The sequence below is a fragment of the Synechococcus sp. CBW1002 genome, from assembly GCF_015840915.1.
In the GTDB taxonomy this organism is placed as follows: Bacteria; Cyanobacteriota; Cyanobacteriia; order PCC-6307; family Cyanobiaceae; genus CBW1002.
Genome location: NZ_CP060398.1, coordinates 3716621 through 3735437, shown reverse-complemented (window position 1 = coordinate 3735437; position 18817 = coordinate 3716621). Strand labels below are relative to the sequence as shown.

Sequence of the window (18817 nt, the reverse complement as noted above, 5' to 3'; positions counted from 1 at the left end):
GCCGATCACTCCCCCGGGCCGGGGCCGAGGCGGCGGCCCAGCAGCACGTAACTCCTCAGGGGGCGAGCGTAGTGCCGGCTCAGGGCCTGCCCGGCTCCGTTCTCCAGCATCAGGGCATGCACCACCTGCCGGAAGCCCCGCTGCTGGGCCGCGGCGTGGGCCTGCTCCAGCAGCAGCCTCCCCAGCCCTGCCCAGGGGCGGCCCGGCAGCACCGCCAGGGTGCGGATCACCAGGGTGGTGCCGCTGGCATCGGCGGGATGGGCCAGCAGCAGACCCACAAGCTGCTCGCCGGCGAAGGCCAGCAGGCTGCTGTGGGGATCGATGCTGGCCAGGCCGCCGCTCTGGAGCTGGAGCCGGCAGAAGGTGTCCAGGGGCAGCGGCAGAAACCAGGGTTGCCGCTGGAAGGCCCGATGCAGCAGGCCGTGGACCTGGGGCAGCAGAGCCTGGACCTGGGCCAGCCCGGCCGTCGCGTCGAGCTCCGAGGCTCTGCGGATCCGCAGGGTCTCCAGGCGGGTGGGCCTGCCGCGCCGCCGCCGCTGGGTGAGGTCGTTGCAGAGAAAGGAGTGGTAGCGCTGCTGCACGCGGAAACCGCAGCGGCTCAGGGGCGCGATCCATTCGGGGCCGGGCAGGGGCTCGCCCGCGAAACCCGCCAGCGGGTCAGGTGCTGCAGCTGCCGGACTGATCGGCTCGCGGCAGCGGTAGGGCTGCCAGCTGCTGCCGTTCATCGGGGCCAGCACCTGGGTGCAGCCCTGCGTCTCCAGGCGCCGGCAGGCGTGATCGAGCAGGGTGCGGGCGGCGGTGAGATCGGTTGCGAAATCGGTGGAGAGATCGGCGGCGACAGCATCGCCGCCGGTGGGTTGGAACGCGCTCGGACCACGGCCAGACAGGGCGCCGATCGTTCCCAGCCGCCCACCGGCGATGGTCGGCGTGTGGTTCCACCAGAGGGTGCAGCGGGCCCGCTCCCGCCCATCCACCACCACCCTCCAGGCCTCATCGCCGGCCAGCAGAGGGCTGCCGGCCAGGGGATGGGTGCCGGCCGCTGCAGCCGAGCCTGGATCAAGCGGCAGAACGGCGGCGTTGATCGCAGACCTCCCGGGCCAGGCTCCAGTCCATCCTGGCGTCCGCCACCACCAGGCGCTTGTAGAAGAAGACCCGGTCGCGCCGGTGCAGCTCTGCTGCCAGGTCCGCCTGGTCCTGCCAGCTTGCCGGCGGCGCCAGGCGGCAGTCGCGGTCGGCGTGGCGGTTCCAGCAGACCAGGCGGCCACCTGGGGCCGAACGGCGGCGCAGGGCGCCCAACAGCTCCGCCGTGGCAAGTGGCGACTGGTAGTCGAAGAGGTTGCTGAGGTTGAACCGATCGAAGCGCTCGGACGGGTGGGTCGAGGCCAGGTACGCCTCCAGAGAGGTGGTCTGCAGGCGGAGCGCCGCCAGGTTGCGGCGCACCAGCGGCACCACCTCAGGCCGCAGGGCCCGGGGCAGATGGGCTCCGAAGCGGCCCCTCAGGATCCAGTGCAGGTAGGGATTCTCGGCGGGATCCAGGGCGATCAGGGCATGGCGCAGGCGCTCCACCAGCTGCCGGCTCTGGGAGCCCTTGCCGTAGAGCACCTGCTCCGGGCTGGTGCCCAGTCCGCCCAGCAGGAGACGCGAGAACACCAGATGGAGCAGCAGCCGCTGGCCGCGGCTCTGCCAGCGGCGCTGGAACCAGGCGCTGCGTTCCTCAGCATTCAGCCCCTCCAGCAGCGCCTGCCAGCCGTCGGGATCCGCCAGGCGGGGCACGATCCAGCGGCGGAAACGGGCCAGGTAGCGCTCAAACCGTCCGGCCTGCAGCACCCCCGCTGCGATCAGCTGCGGCTGCCGGTCCCAGAACTGGAGGGAGGCGGCATCGAGCCGCTCGCGGCAGCGCCGGTAGAGCTCCAGCCGGTGCAGGCCCACGGCTGGAGAAGAAGACTGCGGGCCCGCGAGTGACAGATCCCCAGTCGCTGGCTCCTCAGGTTGTTCCCAGGCCCCCAGAAACACCAGCAGCTCGCTCGGATCCAGGCAGCCGTAGGCCGCGGCCTTGAGGGCGAGCAGGGCGATCTGGGCGGGATGGCGGTCGATGGCGACCACCTGGCTGGCCCCTTCAGCGAGCAGGGCCAGGCTGTTCTCGCCGCCGGAGGCGATCGAGAGCACGCGGCAGCCCTGCAGGGGTGCCAGGGCCTCCACCAGCCGATCGGCATCCTCCCAGCACTGGCCATAGAGCAGGTGGGACATCCTTGGCCCCATCACCAGGTGCCGGGTTCGGGGCCAGCGCAGCGGCGGACCAATCCGCTGCCGCCATCGATCTCCAGCCAGTCGTCGTTCTGCAGCAGGGAGCTGAGGCCGGCCAGCTCGGTGACCATGGGCAGCCCCAGCTCCCGCGCCACGATCGCCACATGGGAGAGCACGCTGCCCCGCTCCACCAGCAGGGCGCAGGCCTGGGGGAAGAGCAGCACCCAGCCCGGATCGGTGCAGGCGGCCACCAGGATGCGCGGTTCGTTGGCGGTGGCCCCCGGCCCCTCCAGCCAGGCCCGCGGATTGTTCACCAGTGCCACCTTGCCCCGCACGCGCCCGGGGGAACAGGCCGTGCCTTGCCAGACGGATTCAGCGGTGGATGCGGCCACCTGTTCTGCGGCCGAATCCCCGGGATCGCTGAGGGGAGAGGCTGGCTTCGGAGGCGGCGGCAGGTCGAGCGTCGGCAGGCCCCGGGTTTCAAAGCGCCTCGGCAGGGGCGGCTGACGGCCGTGCCGCTGCCATTCGGCGCGGCGCAGGGCGACGAGGCCGCGCAGGTCTGTGGTGGTGCCATTGCCCTCCACCACCGCCATCACCTCGTCCACCTCCAGGAAGAACACATCCTCGGCGCGGTCGAGACGATCGAGGGCGGCCAGGCGACGGCCCAGCTCCAGCAGCAGGCGCCGGGCCAGGCCGAACACGCGGGTGCGCTCGAAGCGCAGGTTCTCCCGGTTCGCCACCAGCCGCCGCAGCTGACGACGTAATCCGAACAGCAGCCAGCGCTGGGGCCCGCGCAACACCCGTGCGGACTGCAGAGGTGCCGAGTCCGTGGCTTGAGCCGTGGCCTGAACCTGAGCCCTGGCCAGGCCTTGAGCCGGAGTCTGGTCCCGTGGAGCTGCCGGTCCCGAGGAAGGTCCCTGTTGGCTTCGCGCCGTCATCGCGGCCGCAGCAGCAGCAGCGGCCCCGAGGGTGCGCAGCAGGGGCAGGGGATCGTCGCGGAGGGTGAGGCTCTCGAGCTTGAGTTCCTCCAGGCAGCGATCGCCGAACACGGCGAGGTAATCGTTCAACGCTGCCTCCAGCTCGGGCACGGTGGCCAGGGCGCGGCGGATGGCCGGCAGGGAGCCGCGCCGCAGCAGGGTCACCAGAGCAGGCTGCTCCACGTCCAGTTCCACCACCAGCGCCGCCATCGCGGCGATGCGACGGGGCGGTTCGCTGCTGATCACCGATCCGATCTCGCTGATCCAGGCATTGCGCAGGCCCCCGCCCGCATCGAGGCCCCAGCGTTCCAGCAGGCGGCCCAGTACGCCGTGCAGCACCATGGCGTAGAAGTCGTTGATCAGGGGTGCATCCCAGCGGTTGAGCAACTCCGCTTCGATGGCGCGGTAGCGCTCCACCAGCTGATCCGGCCGGGCTTCCGCCAGCGCCGTGGCCTCGTGGGCAGCGGGCAGCACCCGATCCAGCCGGGCCAGAAAGTTGCGCCGCCGCCGCTCCAGAGTGAGGTAGTTGCCCAGCAGGGAGCCGCTCGCCCTCACCAGCCGCAGCAGATCCCGCAGGGGAGGGACCGGTGGCTCCAGCCGCAGCCGCTCCCGTTGACGGGTCTCCAGTGGTTGCTGCACCCCCAGCATCTGCTCGAGGAAGGCGGCATTGAGCCCATACCCCGGCAGCAGCGACAACACCCGGTACCAGCTGTGGAGGTTGTAGTAGATCCGCCCCTCCAGGAAGCCGATCATGGTGGCGAACACCCGCCGATGCCGGCGCACGCGGCTGGCGGGCACCCCCATGAACAGACAGAACTGGGTGTAGACCTCCGTGTAGGCCTTGCGGGCGAAGGAGAAGGTGAGCGGGGTGGTGACGCCGCTGTAGCTCTCCACGATGTTGCTGTTGTCCCACAGCGCCACGACACCGTCGGGATCGGCGACCCGCGCGAGGGTGGTGATCGGTCGGGCCTGCAGCAGCCAGAGGCGCTCCGGCCCCCCTGGGTGCTCCGGAGCCTCCAGGGCCCATTCCACGTCCTGGGGGGTGCCGCAGTCGCGGGCGACCTGGCGTACCAGGTGATGCACCGCCAGCAGACGGGCCCTGTCCAGCAGGGGGCGGCCGGCCTGGAGGGGGCGACTCTCCAGGACCCGGTCGTCCCAGCTGAGGTGGTACAGGTCGCCTTCGGCCGTTCCCGCCAGCAGATCGGCGGCCACGCCCGCCACCGCCTGGATCACGGTCACGCCCCGCTGGCCGGTGAGGGGATCGGCGCTGAACGCCACCCCGGCCACCAGCGGGCGGAGCATCGGTTGCACCAGCACGGCTGGCGCTGTGAAGGGGGCTGGGGTGGAGGCTGCTGCCGAGCTGTAGGCCCGCACCGACGGCTCGAACGCCGAGGCCCACACCGCCAGCACCGCTCGAGCGAGGTCGTCTGGCTCCACCTCCAGCACGGAGGTGTATTGCCCCGCAAAGCTGCGCTGTCGTCCGTCTTCCTGAGGCGCAGAAGACCGCACCGCCAGCCGACCTCCGCTGGGCAACTGACTCTGCACGGCCCGGCGCATGTCGGCCTCCAGCCAGTCGGGCAGGCGGCGGGGGCAGGGGTGGTCGGGTTCCAGGGCCAGGGCGAAGGCCTCCGGCAGGATCACAAGCGCCGGCCCCACGGGATGGCCCAGGCCTGCCAGCCGGCGCAGGGCAGCCGCCTTGCCGCCCAGCCGTTTTGCCAGCTCCTCCTCCCGTTCCGGGGTGACCTCAGGCCCTTGCTCCAGGGGGATCCACCAGGCCTCGCGGCCATGCACCTCCATGCTCAACCCCGTCCCACCAGCCATCCAGGCCAGCCCAGGCTGAGGTAGAGGGCCAGGATCCACAGGGCCGTCGCCAGGGCCAGGGGTTCGGCGCCCCCCTCAGCGGCACCTTCAAGCAGGGCCGGTAGCCGGCGCAGCCGCAACCAAAGCACCACCAGGAGCGGCACCAGCACCAGCGCCACCAGGGCACCAGCCTGGATCTCCATCACGCCACCGCCGACAGCCATCGCCGCCAGCAGCGCCGCCCCGCCGGAGGCCAGCAGGCAGCACCACCACAGGGTCAGAGCCGGCCGCAGGCCCCAGAGGGCGCTCCAGGTCTCGACCCCCGGCTCTTCGGCGATCGGTGCCCGGATCTTGCGACCGAGTTCGATCACCAGTCCGGCCAGATAGGCGGTGATCAGATAGAGCAGCAGAGGGACCGGCGGCAAAGCCCCGCCCTGGACGGCACCGCTCTGCAGCCCGATCAGCAGAAGGGCCAGCAGCGGCACGATCACCATGTGGCTCAAGACGTAGACCACCAGGTGGGCCTTGAGCCAGCGGCGACAGCCGAATTCGGCGCACATCAGCAGCAGGTAGCCCCAGAGCACGGCCAGAGCCCCCAGAGCCGTGGGCGCGATCGCCAGCACCAGGGCCAGCTGCACGGCCGCAGCCACTACCCCCACCCCGGCCAGCTCCCGCAGGCTCACCAGTCCGCGCGGCACCGCCCGGTAGGGCCGCCAGCGGCGGTCGTCGTCCAGGTCCTTGAATTCATCGGCAATGCGCATCTGCAGAAACAGCAGCAGGGCCACCACCGATCCCGCCAGCAGCGCCAGCACACTCGCGGCCCTGGCCTGCAGGGCGGCGCCGTAGCCCACGGCCGCGCCGCTGAACACCAGGATCAGCGGCCCATGCTTCAGCAGGGGAAAACGTTCCCGCTGGTATTGCCACAAGCGCAGCGCCAGGGGGGAGCGGATCACCCCGGTCATGGCTGGGCTTTGGTTGGGTGGGAATCGGCGGGGCGGGAATCGGTGGGGCGGGAATCGGCCAGGGCCGCCTCGATCTGCACCGAACTCCAACCGCCACGGGCCAGATCCCGGCGGATCCGCTCCGGTGCCATGCCCTGCTGCTGGGCACGGCCGGCATAGGTGGTGAGCCGCGTCACCATCGGGTCGCTGCCCGTCGCGGGCAAGGTCAGGGGCCTCCGCAGTGGGCCGGGCAGGATCAAATTCAGCATCCAGCCGATCAGCAGGGCCAGGGCAAGCCAGAACACCCCGCCGATTCCGGCCGTGCAGACCACCGAAACGAACAGAAGTGCTGCGGCATTGCCCACGGATCCTGTCATCACCACCAGGCCGATCAGCAGCACCGGCAGGCCCAGCAGCAGCAGCCACAGCACGGCTTGTAGCGATGGGGCTTTCCGCCTGGGTGCGGGGCGCTTGGATGGGGTGCCCGGCAGTGACGGCGGTGGTGGAGAGGCGGAGGTCATGGATGCATCAAGCCGTTCAGAGATGGTTGTCGATCACGATGTCCCAGTAGCGAACGAAGCAGATGATCAGGGCCAGATAACAGGGAATCGCAAAGGCGATTTCAATCGGAGCCCCCAGCAGCGGAATCGTGAATCCCGAGAAGTTCGCCACGGCGCTGGCTCCATAAACCCGGATCCCCAGGCTCCAGAGGGTGTATTCGATCGGCAGGGCGATGGAGGTGGCCACCATCAGCGCCAGCACGAATCTCTGGGCGATCGGACGGTGCGCAAAGGAAGACGACACAACGGCGGCGGTGATGGCGATCACCAGGATCCAGAGGCCGCTCATCAACACACTGATGTCGCGATAGAGCATCGACCAGGCCGGAAATCCACGGTTGTCGACCATGGGCTCCACCATCACTTCGAACAGCAGCACCGCCACCAGGGTCAGGCCCAGGCCGCGTCCCCAGTGAATCTGCCGCATCGGCAGCAGCAATGGATCTTCCAGCACCAGGCACCAGTACTTGTAGAAGCACAGAACCAGGGAGGTGAACACGGGCACATAGAACAGCAGCTGCAGCGGCACCCCAGCCACGAAGCCCCCCACCACGGCATCCAGCACCTCGGGCGCATAGCTGCGGATGCCCAGGTGCACCACCAGAATTTCCAGGGGCAGGGTGAGCAGCGTGATCAGCAGCAGTTGCAGGCTGAAGCGCCGCCAGGCCCGCCAGCGGGGCCGGAGTTGGTCGATGATCTCCACCACCAGCAGGAAAAAGACGCTCCAACCGAAGGTCAGAACCCAGCTGACATCCTGGTAGAGATAGGCCCAGCGGCCCAGGTGGGCGTTGTGCCACATCGGCGCCGTGAACAGCTCGAAGATCAGCACCCCCACGGCCATCAGACCCAGCCGGCTCGGTATCCGATCCCGGAAGCGTGCCAGCCAGGCAAGCGCCGCCAGGCCGAGCAGGATCACGGCGGCCACAAAGCTGAAGGAGGCACCGGTGAGGCTGCGATCCACCGCACAGGCAGTGAGCAGCAGGGGGGTCAGGGCCATGGTGAAGGCTCAGCGGCACTTCCGGCAGACACGGTCTGATCTGGCGAGGGAGCAACCGATGGAACAAGTGATGGAGCAATCGATGGAACAGTGGTGGCCGCCCCGCCCCGCACGGTGGGTTTGGCGCGAAACCCGGAATCCTTCACCTTGCAGCCGCCCCACTTGGCCCGCTGGAAATCTGGATCGTCGCTGAGGCGCTGCCAGACCCGCCAGAGCGGTTCCTGCACGGCATTGCCGAAGATGGCGTGGTTGAAATCACACGACATCACATCGCCATAGGGCGATAGATAGAAGTAACTCGTGCCGCAGGCGCAGCCCACACTGCGGTGGCTGCTGATGTAAGCCGAAAACACCACGCCGGGATAGCGCGGATCCGCATTCCAGCGATCGGCCGAGCGGATCATCCGCTCCACCCAGTCGTCGCCACCGGCATGGCCCTCGCGATCCACCAGATCATCGCGGTGCTGCAACCGACCGCTGGGCAGCGCATCGAAGACCAGCACTTCGTGGGCACCGACCCGGCGGGCCAGCTCCACCAGCCGCTCCAGTTCGCCGGCGGCATAGTCCTCCGGGGTGAGGGTGGCCGAGATGCCCACCGACAATCCCTGCCGGCGCGCCGCCCGCAGCCCCTGCAGGGCCCGCACGAACAGCCCCGGCAGGCCCCGGCGCTGGTCATGGCGAGCCGCATCGGCGGCATCGAGGCTCACGTAGACGCTGTCGAGGCCGGCGCGGCGCAGGGCCACCGCCTGCTCCGCCAGATGCCAGCCATTGGTGAACAGCAGCACGGTGGAGAGATCCTTGTCGACGCTGCGGATGATCTCGCTCAGATCGGGTCGCTGCAGCGGTTCCCCGCCCACCAGGTTGATGATCGAAACGCCCAGCTCCTGGGCCTGACGGATCAGCTCCCGGGTCTGCTCAAGGCTCAGCAGCGGGCGGCCGGGTTCCTCGACGCCCTGATAAAAGCTGCAGTGGCTGCAGCGAGCGTTGCAGCCGTCGGTGACGGCCAGACTCATCAGATTGGGGATGTTGCGATTCTGGATGCCGCGGTAGAGCGTGCGGGCAATGAAGTGATGGGCCGGGCGGCTGAACAGTGCCGGGGTGGAGAGGGAATAAACAGGAAATCCATCACGAAAATGGATGATCTTGCTGTGATTCAGATAGATGCGGTAGAGCACATCCACAAAATCATGGGCACTGCCCAGGCCATGGCTGAGCAGGAACCAGCTCAGCCGTAACTTCCGCAGCAGGGCGAGTCCGCGCATCGTGCCGCAACGTTTCGACTCTTCAAGGTATGGGGCCCGTCTGCGCCTGGACGTTTCTAACGATTATCTTAAGAAAGCCACTGGCGCCTCAGGGTCCTGGCGCGGCCTGGGCTCAGTGTTTTCAGTTCAGCGGTTTCAGTTCAGCGGTAGTTCTCGAACTGGAGCGGCACCTCCAGATCTTCGCTCCTGAGCAGGGCGATCACCTGCTGCAGGTCATCCTTGTTCTTGCCGGTGATCCGCAGGCTTTCGCCCTGGATCGCCACAGTGACCTTCTTGATGGTGTCACGCACTTTCTTGCTCAGCGATTTGGCCAGCTCCGGGCTCAGACCCTTGCGGAGGGTCACCACTTGCCGCACCCGGTTGCCACCGGCCGGTTCGGGAGTCTGGAAATCGAAGATCTTGAGCGAAAGATCCCGTTTGGTCGCCTTCTGGCGCAGCACGTCTTCCACCGCCTGCAGGGTCATCTCGCTGGCGGTGGTGATCACCAGGCTGGTCTCCTCCAGCTCGATTTCGGTGCCGGAGTCCTTGAGGTCGTAGCGCTGGATCACCTCGCGGCGCACCTGATCAATGGCGTTCACCAGCTCCTGGCGATCGAAATCGGACACGACATCGAAGGAGTAGGAGCTCATTCGCGCAGAGAGTGAAGGCCTGAAGCAAATCGTATGTGTCTGGCGGCTCAGCAGCAGCTGGCCAGATCCGGATGGGCAGCCTGCAGCGGCGGCACTGCCACGGGAAAGCCCCGATTCCCGCCCTGGGACTTGGCCTGGCGCAGGGCTCGGCAGGTGCGGCTGAGCAGATCTTCGGGGCAGTCGCCCGGCTGCTCGAGGGTCACCCCCACGCTGAGCCGTGGCCGGATCCAGTGGCCGCTCACCGGCAGCGGCAGTGCCAGAACCCTGCGGATCGATTCGGCCAGTTGCACCACTTCCTCGAGGCTGCCCATGCCGGCGAAGACCGCCACCAGCTGATCGCCGCCCAGACGGGCCATCAGATCGCTGGGCAGCACCAGCCGGCGCAGGCGATCGGCAAGGGAGCGCAGCACCTGATCGCCGGCCTCGCGGCCATAGCTCTGGTTCAGGAGCCTAAACGCATCGAGATCCCAGCAGGCCAGCCCCACGGGCTGGCAGCGGCGCCAGCGGGAATGATCCAGCTGGCTCAACCGTTGCACGAGGGCCGTGCGGTTCATCAGGCCTGTGAGGCGATCGCTGCCGATGCTGGCCTCCCCCTGTGGTGCCCGTCGATGGGAGCTGTCGCCGTTGATCCGCTCTGCGGCGGCCCCATCCTGAAAGGCAAGAATCCAGCCACAGCAGGCACGTCCCTCGCCGGCCAGGGGCCAGCAGAGGCAGCGCATCCATCGGTCGGTGCCATCGCTGGCCCGAAGGCGCAGCACACTCTGCTGATCCGGGCAGAGGGCGAAGGCCTGGGCGGGATTGAAGTCCGGCAGGAGATCGACGTCCGGCAGGAGTTCAGCGAGGCTGCCACCCAGCAGTTGATGGGAGGTCCAGCCGAGCAGGGATCGCACCGAGGGGGTGATCCAGCGGATGAAGCGGTCTGCGTCGATTTCCACCAGAAACGCCGAGAGCGCCTCGGTCAACAGCCGGTGTCGGTAGGTCTCACTGCCCCGATCGAGGTGTACTGGAGCCAGGCCGCTCAGATCGGTGGCAACCAGACACTGGGTCTCGAGGTCACCATTGCGGAGGCCGCTGCTGCTCATCAGGGTGAGAACGGGCTCCCCGTTGCGATGCAGCAGCACCAGCTCGGCCTGTTCGGTGCGGCCTGGAGACACCTGCCGCAGGCGATCCACCGTGGGCCATTGGCTGGAGGGCGTCAGCGCGGTGAAGGGTTGCCCGCAAAGGGTCTCACGGGCATGGCCGATCAGGTCTGCCAGAGCCTGATTGGCGTAGTGCACCGCACCGGAACTGGAGAGGGTGAGCACGCCATGGCCCATCTGCTCGACGATGGCGCGGTAGGGCTGATCGACATCGACTTGAATGATCCTGGCAGCATTGGCAGGACCCAGTTGCGCAGTCATGGCTCAGGCCGTGCAGGGATCAAGAACCGGCGCCAGACAACGGCGCAGCTTCCGAAAGGTCTGCCGCTCCAGATTCTGAACCACACCTTTGGTCAGCCCCATCATCTCTGCGGTGGAGCTCAGGGAGCGACCATCCGGTTCGGCATATCGCAAGCTCAGAAGACGGCGCTCCCGGTGATCCAGTGCCTCCACCTGTTCCCGCAACCACCGGTAATCCTCTTCCAGCACCGGAACACGCTCATCGGCAATCGCATCGATGAGGCAGAGATCGTCTGTTGCGCCGGCAATCGGCTGATGCAGGGAGGTCATGCGGCTGTGCCGAACGGCACGAAGCGAGGCCTCCAGCCGCTCCTCCTCCACATCAAGCGCAGCAGCCAGCTCGCGGGTTGTGAGGCTCCGATCGGAGCGGGCCTGCAGCCTATGGGCGCGGCTGACCAGGGTGATCATCGGGACCGGGATGCGGATGGGAGAGCCCGATTCCCTCAAGCAATTGCCGATCGCTTTGCGAATCCACCAGAAGGCGTAGGTAGAAAACTTATAGCCTCGTTTCGGATCAAATCGCTCCACGGCCTCAATCAAGCCCAGGTTGCCGGCCTGCAGCAAATCAAGCATTTCCAGATGAAGGCCATCGAGACGACTGCTGTATCGGCGTGCAATCATCACTACCAGCCTGAGATTGGCGGACACCATCCGGTTTCTGGCTCTCTCCGCACTGCAACGCAGAGCTTTCGTGGGCTGGGGATCCTTCAGCCATTGCTGCACGATGGCGGCCAGGTGAAGTTCCTCTGATGCCGTGAGCAGCGGAACTCGTCGCAATAAATACAAATATTCCGTGAGTCCATCGGACCCTGAATCAAGAGGCAACGGAGAGTATGGCATTGGAAGGAAAGATGAACAATCAGGCGTTACGGGGTCTTGCGCCCCTCTTTCAGTCAGCCAGAGTCCATGGGTCTTTCGGGTTGGAAACGTGCCCCTCCGGTATGGAAAGCCGGTGAATGGATCACCTGCTTTTGGTTTCACAGTACGCCGGAAGTGCCGATAGATACATCTGTTTGGCGTGGGCTGCACCTTTACGTCAAACAAGCACCTCTTCGATAGTTATCTCGACGCTTGCCGCCGTTTCCTGTACTCCATGCTTCAGGTCTTGTAGGGCTTGCAGGCCTTGTTAGGCCGCCTCCGCTCGCTCCCCGAGGCCGAGGCCAGGCGTCACCTCGGTGAGCGTGCCCACCACGAAACGATCGTCGCCGTCCTTGACGACCCGGCCCGCCTCAACCACCCAGAGCGGCCGGCCTGAGCGGGTGGTGAGGCGGTAGCGCACGGTCCAGCGACCCTGGGTCCAGTCGCGGGCCGCCTCCACGCGGCCACGATCATCAGGCACGATCGCCTTGACGAACCGCTCTGGGTGTTCACAGAGTTCGGCGGGGGACCAGCCCGTCAGGGAGTGGATGCGCTGGCTCACGTAGAGAAGCTCGCTCATGCCCTGATTCCACTTCCAGACCACCGCATCGAGGGCATCAGTGAGGCTGGAGAACTCGTTGAGGGCCGCCTCCGCCGCCCGGCTCATCTCCATCAGCTCGGACACATCGGTGAGGGTGACGATGGCGCCGCGGCGTCGACCTTCCAGATCCTGGTAGGGCAGCACCTGAATCAGGTAGGAGACATCTTCACTGCTGGCCTCGAGGCTTTGCCGCGGTTCGCCCTGCAGCACCGCCTCCAGGGCCTCCGGCAGCTGCGGCAGCGGCAGGGTGGTGGGAATGCGCAGCAACGGCTTGCCGAGATCGCTGGCCATCAAGGCGAAGACCCGCACCGCCAGAGGGGTGAAGCGGGTGACACAGAGTTGGCGATCGACGATCACCATGCCCTGGCTGAGCGAACTCTGGATGTTTTCCAGATCAGCGTTGAGCCGCTCCAGCTGTTCGCCGCGGCAGCTCAGCGTCTGGTTCAGCGTCGCCAGTTCCTGGTTGGTGACCTGCATCTCCTCGTTGGAGGCCTCCAGCTCCTCGTTGGACGACTGCAGCTCCTCGGACGAGGCCTGCAGCTCCTCGGAAAAGAACTCCAGATCAGCATTCGCCTGCTCCAGTTCCATCAAGGAGCGCTGTAGGGTCTCCTGACTGCTCAGCAGTTTACGCTCAAGGCGCTGGATTTCGCGATCGAAGGCGGCATCCCGTTCCCCCGGTGGCGCCGTTGTGGTGAGGCCGGCCTCCTTCTCCCCCTGCGGCACAAAGCTGAGCAGCAGGATGGAACGGCCATCCACCGTCAGGCAGCGAAGCTCCAGCCGCACCCACTGGTCGAGGTCTTCCAGATGCACGGCGGTACTGCGTGCGGTGGTGTTGACGGCGGGGGTCAGCAGAAACAGGGCCCTGGCCTCGCTGCGCAGTTCGGGCCGGAGAAACGATTGGGCGGCTGTCGTGAGTCGCCCTTCCGGCAGGCGGCAGTAGGGGGTGATGTCGCCGATCACTTCCACCAGATCGTGCCGTTCATCCAGCACGAGGCTGGGCTGGCAGAAGGCACGGATCAGCACCTCGAGCAGGGCCATGTGCTGCTCGGGGATGGTCTCTCGCAGCACGGTGATCGAACGGGTCGGAGCTGCAGCGAGCCCCTGCCGGCCCGCGGCAGGACCAGGCGGCAGGGGCTGGCGCGTGAGCGTGTCGCCGGAACGGTGGTACAGGTTCTGTTCCCCATCAGCCAAATGGAAACCGCTGATGCGGCTTCCGAGGGCGTCCGCATGGCCGAGGAACAACAGTCCTCCGGGCACCAGGGCAAAACTGAACAGGGCCAGCACCCGTTCCTGAACGGGTGCGGTGAAATCGATCAGCGTGTTGCGGCAGGCGATCAGATCGAGCCGCGGAAATGGTGGGTCCTTGCCCATGTCGTGGCGGGCGAAGACCATGCAGGTCCGCAATGATTCACAGATCACGTGTTCGGCTCCCCGATCCATCAGGAAGCGCTGGCGTAATTCCGCTGGAATCCCAGCCACTGCGGCATCTGGATACACTCCGAGGCGGGCGATCGACAGGCTCTGCTCACTGAGATCCGTGGCGAAGATCTTCAGCTGGGCAGCCAGATCGTGGGGATGGCCGAGCAGCTCACTGATCAACATGGCGATCGAATAGGCCTCTTCGCCGCTGGCGCAGCCCGGCACCCAGACGCGCAGGAAATGCGGTGCCGGGCGCCTGGAGAGGCCATCGAGCAGGAGCCGTCTCAGGGCCGAAAAGGCCTGGGGATCGCGAAAGAAGGAGGTGCCTGACGCCAGCAGGGTCTGGGCCAGTGCCTGGGCCTCTTCAGGGTCACCCTCCAGCAGGGGCATGTAGGCCTCCAGGTCGCTGAGCTGGTGGGTCGCCATGCGTCGTTCCACCTGGCGGCGCAGCGACGCCTCGGTGTAATGGGACGCATCCAGACCGGTGGCGCGCTGCAAGGGCTCGATCAGCGCGGACAAGCCGATCGGGGTGGCCGGCAGGCCGGAGCCAGGCGCTGGGGCCTCCTCGGCTGCCGCTGGGGTGAGGCTGTTCAGTCCGGCCAGATGCTGCCCGATCGCGCCCGCCTCCAGCACCAGCACAGCGCCGCCGAGGGTGATGGCTGCCCGCGGCATGGCGCCGAACTTCGCCTCTGCCGGGCTCTGGGCCAGGGTGAGTCCGCCCGCTTCCTTGACCGAGCGCAGCCCGAAGGCGCCATCGCTGCCGGTGCCGGACAGCACCACGGCCACTCCGTTGGCACCCCACTCCCTGGCGATTGAGGCCAACAGCAGGTCGATGCTGGGGGCTGGACCGTAGCGAGGAGCCGGCGCCTGAAGACTGAGGCGGTTCGCCACGACCGTGACGTCGTGGTTGGGCGGAACGATGGCGATCACATCGGGCTGCAGCGGTGCCCCATCGCGAGCCAGGACCACGGGCAAACGGCTGGTCCGGGCCAGCAGCTCGAGCAGGTGGCTGTGGTGGTCGGGATCAAGGTGCTGAGCCACCACATAGGCCTGTCGTCCGCCGGCCGTCAGCTGGCTGACCAGATCCGTCAAGGCCGCCAGGCCCCCGGCCGAGGTTCCGATGCCTACCACCCGGGTGATCGTCATGCCCTGGAAGGTTCTCATTCTTGGCGCACCGCGCTGGAGGAGCACGCCATGGGCAAAGGAGAGCCGCTGATCAACTTCAGCCTAGATCTCTGGATCGGTGATGCATCGGCTGGCGAAAGAGGCCAGGATCCAGGGGCCAGCGGCACTGCCACCAGTTTTTATCAGAACCATGCAAAATCGTTGGTGATGTGCAAGTTGCTGTTCAGCGGACGGTCGGTCCTTTGGCTTCGATCCATTAGCGTTTTCTGACTGTCGAAAACGGCGGTGGCATCGATGAACCAACTCGCGATCAGCCGATCTGCCATCCGATCAGCCTGCGGAATTGCGCTGGTCAGCCCTTAGCGTGGCCACCTCGATCCCGCACCCATTCGAGCCGCACCCCCAGGCCGCCGGTCTTACCAATCCCTTTCAGGCCAGGTTGCTGCGGATTGAGGACATCGCCCGCAGTGCCGAGTTGATCAGCACGGTGGTGCCACTGCAGCAGCTCGAAGCCGCCTCCGCTTCCGTGCCGTGGTGGCACTACGGATTCGAGTCGTCGTTCGGTGGCGTTGCGCTGGTGGCTGGCATCCTTCCCCCCTGTCATCTGCAAACGCAGGAGCACGATGGACTCACCGTTGTGCTGGGCTATGGAGGGGAGCAACGGGTCCGCCAGGAGTCCCACGAGTGGTCCTGTCAGGCGGATGACTGCCTGATTCTCAATGGCGCCGCCTATTGCTGCGACACCACAGCGGTCAGCGCCCTGCTGTGTCACCTGCGGCCGGAACGACTCCTGAGGACGGCCATGGTCATGGGAGGGCTCCAGCATTGTCCAGCGGCCTGGAAGGACTTGATGCAGCAGAGTCAGTGCAGGAAGCTCTCCGCCGACAGCGACGGGCCACCGCTTCAGGCCCTGGTTCGCCAGGAGATCAGCCTGGTCAATCAGCTGGTTGATGCCAGTCCGGTGTTGATTGAACGCCTGCAGGTGGATGAACGGATCTACCGGCTGATGGCGGCGATGATGCTGCCGGACTTGCTTCTGGACAGCCCTCTGGATCGGCTCAACCAGAAGGATCGGCAGGGCCGCGATACGTTTGATGAGTTGCTCGACTATATCAAGTTCAACCTTGCCCAGCCGCTCAATCTCACGATGCTGGAGTCGTATAGCCATTACTCCAGGCGCGCTCTGCAATATGCCTTCAAGGAGCGGTTGGGATGTACGGCAACCCAGTGGATCCGCAACCAGCGGTTGGATCAGGCGCGCCGTTGTCTGCAGAATCCTGCGCCTGGTGATTCGGTGGCTCAGATCGCCACCCAGTGCGGCTATCGCTCGCTCAGCCTGTTCAGCGTCGATTTTCAGCAGCGGTTCCATGTCAAGCCCTCGCAGTTGATGCGGGAGGCCCGGGCCACCCGCCCGCCGGAGTCGCGCTGAAGCTCCTGGGCGTCTGCCCTGCCTTGGGAAGGTGGAAGGAGTCGAGGCTTAGAACGGCTTTCGTTTCTCAGGCCCTCAGCTGATGCCGCCCTTCGCGCTTGCCCTGCTACTCCCTCCGCTTTCGGCTGCTGCGCCGGGCGCCGCCTTCGCCTGGTCGCTGGTGCTGGCGGGTGCCGTGGTGATCGCCAGCCTGATTCCCCTCGCTGCCGGCCGCAGCCAGGCCGATTTCAGCCTGGCGGATCTCTCGGCGCCGCGGGCGATGTTCGAGCGGTTGCCGGCCTGGGGGAAGCGGGCCCAGTGGGCCCATCAGAACAGCTTTGAGGCCTTCGGCCTGCATGCGCCGGCCTGCCTGCTCTGCCTGATCCACGCCCCGTCGATACAGGCGGCCGTCCCCTGGATCGCCCTGGCGGCCTGGCTGCATCCGGCTGCGCGCTTGCTCTACATCGGCGCCTACCTCGCCGATCTGCCGCCCCTGCGCAGCCTCTGCTGGATCAGCGGCCTGCTCTGCACCGCGCTGCTGTATCTGGCCGGCCTCCAGGGGGTGCTGGCCGGCTGATCGGGCGGGAGTCCGCCCCATGGGTGATCAGCTCTTGTGATCTTGCAGGCCCTTGAGGGCGGCGAGCAGGGAGGCGGGGCTCTGGGGATCCACCATCAACACCGAGCCGCCTTCGGCCCGGGCCATTTCCTGCCCCATGGCCATCCAATCCTTGGCCAGCAGCAGCCGCAGGCTTTCGGCTGCGGCGGGATGGGTCTCGATCACCCGGGCCAGTTCCATGGCTGCTGCGGCCCGGGCCGCAGCCAACACTTTCTGCTGATTCGCCTGGGCTTCGGCCTCCATCACCAGCGCCGTCTTCTTCGCTTCGGCGTCGAGCACGAGGGCATCGGCGCGGCCCTTGGCGCCGTTGAGCTGGGCTTCTCGCTCCCCCTCGGAGCGCAGGATCGCCGCCCGCTTTTCCCGCTCGGCGGTCATCTGTTTCTCCATCGCCTGCTGCACCCCCTGGGAGGGCACGATGTCGCGCATCTCGACCCGGGTCACCTTGACGCCCCAGGGATCGGTGGCGGTATCGAGTTCCTTGAGCAGCGCCTCGTTCACCTCCTGGCGGGTGGTGAAGGTCTGGTCGAGGTCGAGCTTGCCCATCTCAGCGCGGATCTGGGTCAGCACCAGGTTGACCATGGCCGCCTGGAGGTTGTCGACGCCGTAGTAGGCGCGGGCATGCTCCAGCAGTTGCCAATACACCACCGCATCCACCTCGATCGAGACGTTGTCGCGGGTGATGCACTGCTGCGGCGGGATGTCCAGCACCCGCTCCTTGAGCGATTCGTGGCTCACCACCTTCTCCACCATCGGCATCACGAAGGAGAGGCCCGGCGTGAGCTGGCGGTCGTACTTGCCCAGGCGTTCCACCAGCATCGAGCGGCCGCCGCTGGTGATCTTGACGCTGCTGATGCCGAGGACCGCCAGCAGGGCCATGGCGGGAAGGGAGAGCAAGGCTTCCATCGGGTCGCTGCCGCAGTGGCTCCAACCTAGGCAGGATGAGAGCAGCGACAACCCGCCCTTGGCCTCTCTGATCTGGCTTGCCATTGCCGGCGGCCTGCTGCTGCTGGAGCTGGTCGGCGCCGAATTCGACGGTTGGCTGGTGGGGGCCGTGGTGGCCCTGCTCCTCTCGATCATCACCGCCCTGGTGCCCCTGGCTCCTGCCTTGCAGGGCCTGCTGGCTGCGATTCTGGCCGGAGCTGGATACACCCTGCTGTGGCGGTGGTCGCACCAGCGGCGTAGGCGGGCCCTGCCACAACAGGCGGGGCAGGAGACTGCCGAGGTGATCACTGGCTTTGACCGGCAGGGCCAGGGGCGGGTGCGCTGGAACGGTCAGAGCTGGGCAGCTGAGAGCCTCGAGCCGGAGCGGCTCCTTGAGGCGGGCCAACAGGTGACCGTGATGGGCCGCGAGGGCAATCGGCTGCAGATCCTGCCGCGCTGAACCGGAAGGCTCCTCAGTCGAAGAACAACAGGCTCACCACCTTGCCCATGTCCTCGGCGACCCGGCAGCTGGCCAGCAGGGTTTCGCTGTCGTGGAAGGCGTAGCAGATCAGCTGATCGCAGCGGGTGATGATGTCCTGGTTGCAGAGACTGCTCGCCATCGGCAGGGGCAGCTCATCGTGCTCGGGCTTCTCGACCAAGTGCAGCACCCGATCCAGTTGCTCGCGTGATTCGACGGGCTGGCGATCGAGACTCTGGGGCAGCAGCACCGTGAGGCGGGAAGCATCCACCTCCAGCACGCTGCGGATCACGGCGGCGTTGACACCCTGGGCTCCAGAGGTGATCAGGTTGTGACCCTCCTGGGCCAGGGAGCGGGCTACCACCTCCACCAGGTGCACCGAGACCACAGGCACATGGCGGCTGCCGAGGATGGCGATACGCCGCTTGCTGCGGTCCTGGAGCATGGCCAGCTCCTGGGCCAGCGTGTCGATCCGGTCCATGGCCGGCAGATCAAGGGACCGGGTCACCAGGTGCTAATCGCCGCAGTGGTTGGGGTGAAAC

At 66.9% G+C, this 18817-nt stretch carries 17 protein-coding genes; 3 read left to right on the top strand and 14 right to left on the bottom strand.

Annotation, left to right across the window (positions count from 1 at the left end):
* Positions 1-5 precede the first annotated feature (5 nt).
* The 12 genes from H8F24_RS18345 to H8F24_RS18290 form a co-directional block, all read right to left on the bottom strand.
* Positions 6-980 carry a GNAT family N-acetyltransferase gene (locus tag H8F24_RS18345; RefSeq protein WP_197170469.1) on the bottom strand — a complete coding sequence of 325 codons (975 nt, stop codon included), beginning with the start codon at positions 978-980 and terminating at the stop codon, positions 6-8.
* 76 nt (positions 981-1056) lie between these two features.
* On the bottom strand, positions 1057-2247 hold the full coding sequence (locus H8F24_RS18340) for a DUF3419 family protein (RefSeq protein ID WP_197170468.1): 1191 nt from the start codon (positions 2245-2247) through the stop codon (positions 1057-1059).
* Between the two features lie 11 nt (positions 2248-2258).
* Positions 2259-5042 carry a PEP/pyruvate-binding domain-containing protein gene (locus H8F24_RS18335; RefSeq protein WP_197170467.1) on the bottom strand — a complete coding sequence of 928 codons (2784 nt, stop codon included), beginning with the start codon at positions 5040-5042 and terminating at the stop codon, positions 2259-2261.
* Entirely contained in the window at positions 5021-5983 is a 963-nt protein-coding gene (locus tag H8F24_RS18330; protein WP_197170466.1) for a hypothetical protein, read from the bottom strand. The genes H8F24_RS18335 and H8F24_RS18330 overlap by 22 nt, the downstream gene beginning before the upstream one ends.
* Complete coding sequence (locus tag H8F24_RS18325; RefSeq protein WP_197156413.1) at positions 5980-6483, bottom strand: hypothetical protein; 504 nt, start codon at positions 6481-6483, stop codon at positions 5980-5982. Before H8F24_RS18325 ends, H8F24_RS18330 begins: the two co-directional genes overlap by 4 nt.
* Before the next feature lie 16 nt (positions 6484-6499).
* Complete coding sequence (locus tag H8F24_RS18320; RefSeq protein ID WP_197170465.1) at positions 6500-7519, bottom strand: hypothetical protein; 1020 nt, start codon at positions 7517-7519, stop codon at positions 6500-6502.
* Positions 7510-8781 carry a radical SAM/SPASM domain-containing protein gene (locus tag H8F24_RS18315; RefSeq protein WP_197170464.1) on the bottom strand — a complete coding sequence of 424 codons (1272 nt, stop codon included), beginning with the start codon at positions 8779-8781 and terminating at the stop codon, positions 7510-7512. Before H8F24_RS18315 ends, H8F24_RS18320 begins: the two co-directional genes overlap by 10 nt.
* 140 nt (positions 8782-8921) lie before the next feature.
* Positions 8922-9410: a YajQ family cyclic di-GMP-binding protein gene (locus tag H8F24_RS18310; protein WP_197156407.1), complete on the bottom strand. Its 489-nt coding sequence runs from the start codon at positions 9408-9410 to the stop codon at positions 8922-8924.
* A gap of 47 nt (positions 9411-9457) precedes the next feature.
* The gene (locus H8F24_RS18305) at positions 9458-10810 is read right to left on the bottom strand and encodes a diguanylate cyclase domain-containing protein (protein WP_197170463.1); all 1353 of its coding nucleotides are present in this window, start codon (positions 10808-10810) and stop codon (positions 9458-9460) included.
* A gap of 3 nt (positions 10811-10813) precedes the next feature.
* On the bottom strand, positions 10814-11674 hold the full coding sequence (locus H8F24_RS18300) for an RNA polymerase sigma factor RpoD/SigA (RefSeq protein WP_197170462.1): 861 nt from the start codon (positions 11672-11674) through the stop codon (positions 10814-10816).
* A 301-nt stretch (positions 11675-11975) separates the two neighbouring features.
* Positions 11976-14873 (bottom strand): chemotaxis protein CheB, encoded by a 2898-nt coding sequence (locus tag H8F24_RS18295; RefSeq protein ID WP_231597959.1) that lies wholly within the window; start codon positions 14871-14873, stop codon positions 11976-11978.
* A gap of 161 nt (positions 14874-15034) precedes the next feature.
* A complete protein-coding gene (locus H8F24_RS18290; protein WP_197170461.1) occupies positions 15035-15178 on the bottom strand; it encodes a hypothetical protein in 144 nt (47 codons plus the stop codon).
* A gap of 38 nt (positions 15179-15216) precedes the next feature.
* On the opposite strand from H8F24_RS18290, the gene H8F24_RS18285 reads away from it, so the two are divergent.
* Both H8F24_RS18285 and H8F24_RS18280 read left to right on the top strand, forming a co-directional pair.
* Positions 15217-16281 (top strand): helix-turn-helix transcriptional regulator, encoded by a 1065-nt coding sequence (locus tag H8F24_RS18285; RefSeq protein WP_197156394.1) that lies wholly within the window; start codon positions 15217-15219, stop codon positions 16279-16281.
* A gap of 82 nt (positions 16282-16363) precedes the next feature.
* Positions 16364-16837 (top strand): MAPEG family protein, encoded by a 474-nt coding sequence (locus H8F24_RS18280; protein WP_197156392.1) that lies wholly within the window; start codon positions 16364-16366, stop codon positions 16835-16837.
* A gap of 27 nt (positions 16838-16864) precedes the next feature.
* Here H8F24_RS18280 and H8F24_RS18275 read toward each other — a convergent pair whose 3' ends face one another.
* A complete protein-coding gene (locus H8F24_RS18275; protein WP_197156390.1) occupies positions 16865-17779 on the bottom strand; it encodes an SPFH domain-containing protein in 915 nt (304 codons plus the stop codon).
* A gap of 58 nt (positions 17780-17837) precedes the next feature.
* Here H8F24_RS18275 and H8F24_RS18270 point away from each other — a divergent pair, with 58 nt between their 5' ends.
* Positions 17838-18257, top strand: coding sequence for an NfeD family protein (locus tag H8F24_RS18270; protein ID WP_231597958.1), 420 nt, complete (start codon positions 17838-17840; stop codon positions 18255-18257).
* Positions 18258-18270: 13 nt separating this feature from the next.
* Here H8F24_RS18270 and H8F24_RS18265 read toward each other — a convergent pair whose 3' ends face one another.
* Entirely contained in the window at positions 18271-18783 is a 513-nt protein-coding gene (locus H8F24_RS18265; protein ID WP_197156386.1) for a DNA recombination-mediator protein A, read from the bottom strand.
* Between the last annotated feature and the right edge of the window lie 34 nt (positions 18784-18817).